This is a genomic window from Sulfitobacter sp. HI0129, assembly GCF_001635395.1.
Lineage (GTDB): Bacteria > Pseudomonadota > Alphaproteobacteria > Rhodobacterales > Rhodobacteraceae > Sulfitobacter.
This window is the reverse complement of record NZ_LWGH01001065.1, coordinates 1-8,220: the sequence shown is the minus strand read 5'-3', so window position 1 is coordinate 8,220 and position 8,220 is coordinate 1. Positions and strand designations below refer to the sequence as shown.

The window sequence follows — 8,220 nt, the reverse complement described above, 5'->3', positions numbered from 1 at the left end:
TCCAGCCGAATCCGTTTTCCTGTGGAATAGGTGTTGGTTCGGTCCGGGGAGGGGGGCAATCATCGGGCATCGGGCGGCCCCCATCGGTAATTCGGATGTCGAGCGCCCGCTCGCCGTGGCGGCACATGATGTCGACGGGGCAGGCGACACGGGCGGCCCCGTAAGCATGTTCGACAATGTTGTTCAGTGCCTCGGCCAGAACGATTTCAACAGCGTCCCTGTCCTCCGCGCTCAGCGATAGGGGGGAAAGGCCGCCCAGCAAACGGGCCAATGTGGGCCTGATTTGCTGTGCTTCAGCCTTCATCCTTGCGCAGAGGGCGAGGCGCGCGGCGGGCCGGTTCATGCGGCGGACGCCCCTGCCGGTAGGGGGTGCGATTCAGCCAAGATCGTCGACCGCAGCTTCGCGGGTCGGGTAGACGGCAAAGACGCTGTCCATCCGGGTCAATTTGAAAACCCGCGCAACCGTGGGGGTAAGGCCGGAAAGAACGAGTTCCCGGTCGGGTGAGAGGTGCTTCATCGTGGATACGATGGCGCCCAGCCCGCTCGAATCGATGAACTCGACTTGGGAAAGATCCAGAAGAACCGCGCGCTGTGCCACCTCGGTCAATTGGCGGACCCGCTCCTTGAATTCCAGTGCGACCGCGGCATCGATCCGCCTATCCTGCACGGTGACAACGCACAACCGCTCTTCATTTTCGGCGCTCAGTTCCATAGACATACCCGTGATCCGGTGCGTCTTTGGGCATATCCGGCAAAGCTTACCAATTGGTGATGATCCAGCGGAGGAGAACGACATGCGGAACGTGGTGATTGCAGGCGCGGCGCGGACACCCATGGGGGGCTTTCAGGGCGTTTTTGACGGGATGACGGCCTCCGACCTCGGCGGGGCGGCGATCAAGGCGGCGATGGCGGGTGCCGGTGCTTCGAAGGTCGAAGAAGTTCTGATGGGATGCGTATTGCCCGCGGGGCAGGGACAGGCACCGGCACGGCAGGCGGGTTTCAAGGCCGGTCTGGGCGAAGAGGTCCCCGCGACCACCCTCAACAAGATGTGCGGATCGGGCATGAAGGCGGCGATGATGGCCTTCGACCAGATCGCGCTCGGCCAAGCCGATGTCATGGTTGCCGGCGGGATGGAGAGCATGACCGCCGCCCCCTACGTTCTGCCCAAGATGCGCGGCGGCGCCCGGCTGGGCCATGGTGCCGTCATCGATCACATGTTTCTGGACGGGCTGGAAGACGCCTACGACAAGGGTCGCCTGATGGGCACCTTCGCCGAGGACTGCGCGGAGAGCTATCAGTTCACCCGCGAGCGGCAGGATGAATATGCGCTGGCCTCCCTCTCCCGCGCGATCGAGGCACAGGAATCGGGTGCTTTTGCCGATGAAATCGTTCCGGTCGAGGTGCGGTCGCGCAAGGGCGCGGCCACCATAGACGCCGACGAACAGCCAGGAACCGCCCGCCCCGACAAGATACCGCAGCTGAAACCAGCCTTCCGCGAGGGGGGTACCGTCACGGCGGCGAATTCATCCTCCATCTCTGACGGGGCGGCCGCACTCGTGCTCGCGAGTGAAGAGGCGGCCGAGGCTCAGGGCCTGCAGGTACGCGCCCGTATCGTCGGCCATGCGAGCCATGCGCAGGCGCCCGGCCTCTTTACCACCGCCCCCGTACCGGCGGCGCAAAAACTGCTGGAGCGGATTGGCTGGAAGAAGGAGGACGTTGACCTGTGGGAGGTGAACGAAGCCTTTGCTGTCGTGCCTCTGGCCTTCATGCATGAAATGGGCCTCTCCCATGACATCGTGAACGTGAATGGCGGGGCCTGTGCCTTGGGCCACCCCATCGGGGCCTCGGGGGCGCGGATCATGGTGACGCTTCTCAACGCGCTGGAAAAGCGGGGGCTGAAGCGCGGTGTCGCGGCGATCTGCATCGGCGGGGGCGAAGGCACCGCGATTGCCATCGAGCGCCCCTGAGTCCCTTATGCTGACCGTCGATTATGACACGTTGAAAGCCACTATCGCGTCGCTCTGCGCGGGGGAGGACGACCCCGTCGCTTTGATGGCGACCATCGCCTGCGAAGTGCATCACGCGGATGACCGGTTCGACTGGACCGGCTTTTACCGCGTGGTCGCGCCGGAACTGCTGAAGATCGGGCCTTATCAAGGCGGGCATGGGTGTCTGGTGATACCGTTCAGCCGGGGGGTCTGCGGGGCGGCGGCACGCAGCGGGCAGGCGCAGCTCGTACCGGATGTGGATGCCTTCCCAGGCCATATCGCCTGTGCAAGCTCCACACGGTCAGAGCTTGTTCTGCCGGTGTTCGGGGGGAGCGGCCAGCTGCTCGGGGTCTTCGATATCGACAGCAACCAGCCGGATGCCTTCACAGAGGATGACGCAAGCCATCTGACTGAAATTCTGAACGAAGCCTTCGCGTCCGTGAAATAGTTCTGGATTTTTTCACGATGTTGGGGCAGCGTGAAAAAAGCTTACCAGATTTCACGGCATGACGATGCAGCATAGCCTTCCTGAGCGGACAGAGACCTTGGGCGCCGACCTGCGCGCCCTGCGCAAGGCGCGTGGTCTTACGCTGGCATCGCTCGCCGAAAAGCTCGACCGCTCCGTCGGCTGGCTCAGTCAGGTGGAGCGGGACAAATCCGAGCCCTCGGTCGCAGACCTGCGGCAGATCGCCCGGTGCCTCGATGTATCGGTCTCCATGCTGTTTCGGCACGATCCGGCAGAGGCCGAAGAGGCGGGCTATATCGTGCGGCGTGGCGGGCGGCGGGCGATCGGGTCTTCGGTCGCAGGGCTGGTGGAGGAATTGCTTTCGCCGGACCTGACCGATGACTTCGAAATGGTACATTCCACCTTCTTGCCCCACAGCCGGATCGAAAGCCCGGTCGCGCGGCCCACGCAGGAGGTGGGCTACCTGATCTCCGGCACGCTCGATATCGAGATCGACGGGCGCTGGCATGTTCTGAACCCCGGCGACAGTTTCCGCCTGCGCGGAGAGGCGTTCCGCTGGGCGAATGCAACCGACCACCCTGCCGTTGCGATCTGGGTGATCGCCCCTCCGGTCTATTGAGCCATGAGTTTCGAGGCATGGATCATATTCGCGCTGTTCTGGGCCGTCTTCGTCACCACGCCCGGACCCAACGCGGTGAACTGCATCAGCAACGGGATGAACCTCGGCTTCAGGCGGGCGATGATCGGGGTCCTTGCGATTCTGACCCAGGCGAGCCTGTTTCTGCTGCTTTCTGCACTGGGTGTGACGGCCCTGATTGTCGCCTCGCCGCAGGCGTTCTTCATCGCCAAGCTGATCGGCGCGGGTTTCCTGATATTTCTGGGGCTGCGCGGCCTGATGTTGGCATCGCGCCCCGTTCAGATGACGCACCGTCCGGCGGCGTCGGTCTACTTCCGCGCGCTCGCCATTGCCACGATCAACCCCAAGAGCGTTGCCGGCTACCTTGCGGCCTTTTCTCAGTTCGTGCAGCCCGGGGTTCCGATCTGGGACCAGATGGCGCTGATCGTCCCAACGGCGCTGACCCTCACCGCGCTCAGCTATACGGGGTTCACGGCCTTGGGCGCGGGGCTGGGGCGGGCCGCATTGGGCGCGGTCTTCAACGCATGGTTCCGCCGCGTGATGGCCCTGTGCTTCATCGTTTACGGCGTGCTGCTGGGGTCCGCTACTCCTGTCGGGGTGCGGTCATGACCCGGTTGCGCAGCCAGTACCACCGGGGCGCGGCCCCATCGACGATACCAGATTCAAGATCTTTCCTATCGAGAGGAGCAGCACGATGAGTGACTTTCCGACAACGGCCCACGTGGTCATCATTGGCGGCGGCGTGGTGGGGGTATCCTCGCTCTATCACCTCGCCAAGGCAGGCTGGACCGATTGCGTCTTGCTGGAAAAGAACGAACTGACGGCCGGTTCCACATGGCATGCGGCGGGCAATTGCCCCAGTTTCTCCACCTCCTGGGCCGTGATGAACATGCAGCGCTACTCCCTCGGGCTTTATGCCGGGCTGGAGAAGGAAGTCGATTATCCGATGAACTACCATGTCACGGGCTCCGTCAGGCTGGCCCATGGCAAGGAACGGATGATGGAGTTCGAGCGCGCACGTTCCATGGGGAACTATCAGGGTCTCAGCCTCGAGATGATGGACCTTTCCGACCTGAAGGATCGCTACCCCTTCCTCGAAACCCACGACCTTGCAGGCGGCCTGTGGGATCCGGATGACGGCGATATCGATCCGGCCCAGCTGACGCAGGCGTTGGCGAAAGGCGCGCGCGACATGGGCGCGCGGATCGAAAGGTTCTGCCCGGCGACGGGTGTGAGTCGGGATGGCGGCGAATGGATCGTTCATACGCCCAAGGGCGATATCCGCTGTGAAAAGGTGGTGAACGCCGCCGGTTACTACGCCCAGCGGGTGGGGGAATGGTTCAAGCCCTTCGGCGGGCGTACCGTGCCCATGACGGTCATGAGCCACCAGTATTTCCTGACCGAGGAAATCCCAGAATTGGCGGAATGGACGCGCGAGAATGGGCGCAAGGTGCCGCTGCTGCGTGATGTCGACAGCTCCTACTACCTGCGGCAGGACAAGAACGGTCTGAACCTCGGCCCCTATGAACGCAACTGCAAGGCGCATTGGGTCACGCCCGAGGATCCGATGCCCGAGGATTTCTCCTTCCAGCTCTACCCCGACGATCTGGAGCGGCTGGAATGGTACATCGAGGACGCGATGGCGCGCGTGCCCCTGCTCGGCACCGCCGGGGTGGGCCGGGTCATCAACGGGCCGATTCCCTATGCCCCCGACGGTCTGCCGCTGATTGGCCCCATGCCGGGGGTGCCCAATGCCTACGAGGCCTGCGTATTCACCTTCGGCATCACGCAGGGCGGTGGTGCGGGCAAGGTGCTGGCGGAGTGGATCACCGAAGGACAGACGGAATGGGACATGTGGGCCTGCGACCCGCGCCGCCTTACCGCTTACGCAGATCAGGATCACAGCGACCAGAAGGCGATGGAGGTCTACGGCCACGAATACGCGATGCATTTCCCGCATCACGCATGGCCTGCGGGGCGGAACAAGCGGCTGTCACCGCTGCACGACCGGCTGAAGGAAGCAGGTGCGCAGTTCGGCAGCTACAATGGGTGGGAGCGGGCCAATTGGTTCGCAAAGCCGGGCGACGACACCTCCGAAGAGGCGACCCAGACCTGGGACCGCAACGGGCCGTGGGCCCCGCGTATTCAGGAGGAATGCGAAGCGGTTCAGACCGGCTGCGGCATCCTCGCGATTTCGGGCTTCACCCGATTGGCGGTGGAAGGGCCGGGGGCGCGCGACCATGTCAACGCGCTCACCGCGTCGCGCCTGCCGCAGCCGGGGCGGGTCGGCTTGGCCTATTTCCCCGATGACCGGGGGCGTATCCTGACCGAGATGTCGGTGATCCCCCGGAGCGACGACGCCATCTGGCTGATTACCGCCGCGCTGGCGCAATGGCATGACCGGGACGTGCTGAAGCGAGACCTTCCCGAGGGGGTCGAAATACATGACCGCAGTGACAAGTACGAATGCCTGCTGGTGACCGGGCCAAAGGCGCGCGATATCCTCGGCCCCCTCACGGACGGCGATCTGTCCTTGCCGTGGCTATCCTTTCAGGAGGCAAAGGTCGCGGGCTACGACTGCGTGCTGCTGCGCGTGTCCTTCGCGGGCGAACTGGGGTGGGAAATCCACTGCGACATGGCCGACGCCCCCGCGATCTGGGATGCGGTGACGCAGGCGGGGGCAAAGCCTTTCGGCATGTTCGCCCTCAACTCCCTGCGGATCGAAAAGGGATACCGCGCGTGGAAGGGCGACCTTTCGACGGATTACTCCCTGCTCGAAGGCGGGCTGGACCGTTTTGTCAAACTGGACAAACCGCAGGACTTCCCCGGCAAACAGGCGCTGCAGAACGAACGCCAGCAAGGGGTGAAGAAGCGCTTTGTGACGCTGAAGGTGGATGCGGGCGAACAGGATGCGCCCTATATGTCCACGATCTGGCACAACGGCGAAGTTGTCGGTGAAACCACCAGCGGGGACTACGGCTACCGGGTGGGGGCCTCCATCGCGCTGGGCATGATCCGCAGCGATCTGGCGGAACCCGGCACCCGGGTGGAGATAGACATTTTCGGTGATCGACGCACGGCGGAGGTGCAGCCCGATCAGCCCATGTGGGACCCTCAAAACGAAAGGCTGCGCGCATGACCGCGATCACGCTTCTGGATGGCGGGATGGGCCAGGAACTGGTCCACCGCGCCGGTGACAAGCCGACACCGCTCTGGTCGACGCAGGTGATGCTGGATCATCCCGGCCTGGTGGCCGAGGTTCACCGCGATTTTACCGAAGCCGGGGCCAGCATCGCTACGACGAACACCTATGCGATCCACCGGGACCGGCTAACGGACACACCCCTTGCAGGGCAGTTCGCCGAATTGCTCGACCTCGCGCTGGGTGAGGCGAAAGCCAGCGGCGCGGGGCGCATCGCGGGGTCGATCGGGCCGCTGGCCGCGTCCTATCGCCCCGATCTGCATCCGCCCGCCCCGGAGGCCGTGCCGATTTATGCAGAGGTGGCGGGGCTGCTCGCCCCGGCCTGTGATCTGCTGCTTTGCGAAACCGTGGCCTCCGTCCTCCATGCCGAAGCGGTTTTGGCGGGGACCGTGGGGAGCGGCCTTCCCGTCTGGCTCGCCTGCACGGTCAGCGATACCGATGGCACGCGCCTGCGGTCGGGCGAACCATTGGCCGAAGTGCTGCCGCTGCTCGAAGAGCACGCGGCGGCGGCGGTGCTGGTCAACTGCTCCGCCCCTGAGGCGATACCAGCGGCACTGGCGGTGCTGGCAGAGAGCCATCTGCCATTCGGTGCCTATGCCAATGCCTTTGAGCGGATCACCGAGGATTTCCTCAAGGAGAAACCCACTGTCGATGCCCTGCAGAGGCGGCGCGATCTGACGCCGGAGGTCTACGCGGAACACGCGATCGGCTGGCTCGACGCGGGCGCCACGATTCTGGGGGGATGCTGCGAGGTCGGCCCTGCGCATATCGCGGAAATCGCCCGCCGCCTGGGCGCGGCAGGGCATGACATCGTCTAAAGGAGCAACGCGATGACCGATATACCCGAAAGGGCGCGCGTGGTGATCATCGGCGGGGGTGTCATCGGATGCTCCGTCGCTTACCACCTTACCAAGCTCGGTTGGCAGGACGTCGTGCTGCTGGAACGCAAACAGTTGACCTCCGGCACCACGTGGCACGCCGCGGGGCTGATCGCGCAACTGCGCGCTACGGCGAATATGACGAAGCTCGCCAAGTACAGTCAGGAACTTTACGGCAATCTGGAAGAAGAGACCGGGGTCGCGACAGGTTTCAAACGTTGCGGGTCGATCACCGTGGCCCTGACGGACGAACGGCGCGAGGAGTTGTTCCGGCAGGCCGCCATGGCGCGGGCCTTCGGCGTGGACGTGGAAGAGATCTCTCCCGGCGAGGTCAAGCAAAGGTATGAGCATCTGAACATCGACGGTGTCACCGGCGGCGTCTATCTCGACAAGGACGGGCAGGGCGACCCGGCGAACATCGCACTGGCGCTGGCAAAGGGGGCGCGCCAGCGCGGCGCCCGCGTTATCGAGCGCACCCGGGTGAGCGGAATCCGGCGGGAAGGCCGCCGGGTGACGGGCGTCGACTGGGAACAGGGCGCTGAGACGGGGCATATCGCCTGCGACATGATCGTGAACTGCGCTGGTATGTGGGGTCACGAAGTCGGGCGAATGGCGGGTGTCAATGTACCGCTGCACGCCTGCGAGCATTTCTACATCGTCTCCGAACCCATCGCCGGGCTAACCCAGATGCCGGTGCTGCGCGTCCCGGATGAATGCGCCTATTACAAGGAGGACGCAGGCAAGATCCTCCTTGGAGCCTTTGAACCTGTCGCCAAGCCATGGCGGCTCGATATTCCCGACGCCTTTGAATTCGACCAGCTGCCGGAGGACTTCGATCATTTCGAACCGGTGCTGGAGGCCGCCGTTGCCCGGATGCCGATGCTGGCCGATGCGGGCATACATACCTTCTTCAACGGGCCTGAAAGCTTCACCCCGGACGATGCCTATCACCTTGGCCTCGCACCCGAGATGGACAACGTATGGGTGGCCGCCGGCTTCAACTCCATCGGTATCCAGTCGGCGGCCACCCATACGTTGTCCATCTCGGG

Annotated in this window: 9 protein-coding genes; 7 read left to right on the top strand and 2 right to left on the bottom strand. The window is 64.2% G+C overall.

Annotated features, from left to right (window positions below):
* On the bottom strand, positions 1-343 hold a 343-nt coding region (locus tag A3764_RS22620; RefSeq protein WP_067952135.1), incomplete at its 3' end, for an ATP-binding protein.
* A 33-nt stretch (positions 344-376) separates the two neighbouring features.
* Complete coding sequence (locus A3764_RS22615) at positions 377-712, bottom strand: STAS domain-containing protein (RefSeq protein ID WP_067919372.1); 336 nt, start codon at positions 710-712, stop codon at positions 377-379.
* Positions 713-794: 82 nt separating this feature from the next.
* On the opposite strand from A3764_RS22615, the gene A3764_RS22610 reads away from it, so the two are divergent.
* The 7 genes from A3764_RS22610 to A3764_RS22580 form a co-directional block, all read left to right on the top strand.
* Positions 795-1,967: a thiolase family protein gene (locus A3764_RS22610; RefSeq protein ID WP_067919374.1), complete on the top strand. Its 1,173-nt coding sequence runs from the start codon at positions 795-797 to the stop codon at positions 1,965-1,967.
* 10 nt (positions 1,968-1,977) lie between these two features.
* Positions 1,978-2,436 (top strand): GAF domain-containing protein, encoded by a 459-nt coding sequence (locus tag A3764_RS22605; RefSeq protein ID WP_067919455.1) that lies wholly within the window; start codon positions 1,978-1,980, stop codon positions 2,434-2,436.
* Between the two features lie 64 nt (positions 2,437-2,500).
* The gene (locus A3764_RS22600) at positions 2,501-3,073 is read left to right on the top strand and encodes a helix-turn-helix domain-containing protein (RefSeq protein ID WP_067919457.1); all 573 of its coding nucleotides are present in this window, start codon (positions 2,501-2,503) and stop codon (positions 3,071-3,073) included.
* A gap of 3 nt (positions 3,074-3,076) precedes the next feature.
* Entirely contained in the window at positions 3,077-3,700 is a 624-nt protein-coding gene (locus A3764_RS22595) for a LysE family translocator (RefSeq protein ID WP_067919376.1), read from the top strand.
* 85 nt (positions 3,701-3,785) lie between these two features.
* Positions 3,786-6,230, top strand: coding sequence for a GcvT family protein (locus A3764_RS22590; RefSeq protein ID WP_067919378.1), 2,445 nt, complete (start codon positions 3,786-3,788; stop codon positions 6,228-6,230).
* The gene (locus A3764_RS22585) at positions 6,227-7,111 is read left to right on the top strand and encodes a homocysteine S-methyltransferase family protein (RefSeq protein ID WP_067919380.1); all 885 of its coding nucleotides are present in this window, start codon (positions 6,227-6,229) and stop codon (positions 7,109-7,111) included. The genes A3764_RS22590 and A3764_RS22585 overlap by 4 nt, the downstream gene beginning before the upstream one ends.
* Before the next feature lie 12 nt (positions 7,112-7,123).
* Positions 7,124-8,220 (top strand): NAD(P)/FAD-dependent oxidoreductase (locus A3764_RS22580; RefSeq protein ID WP_150122415.1); only part of this gene is annotated, 1,097 nt, incomplete at its 3' end.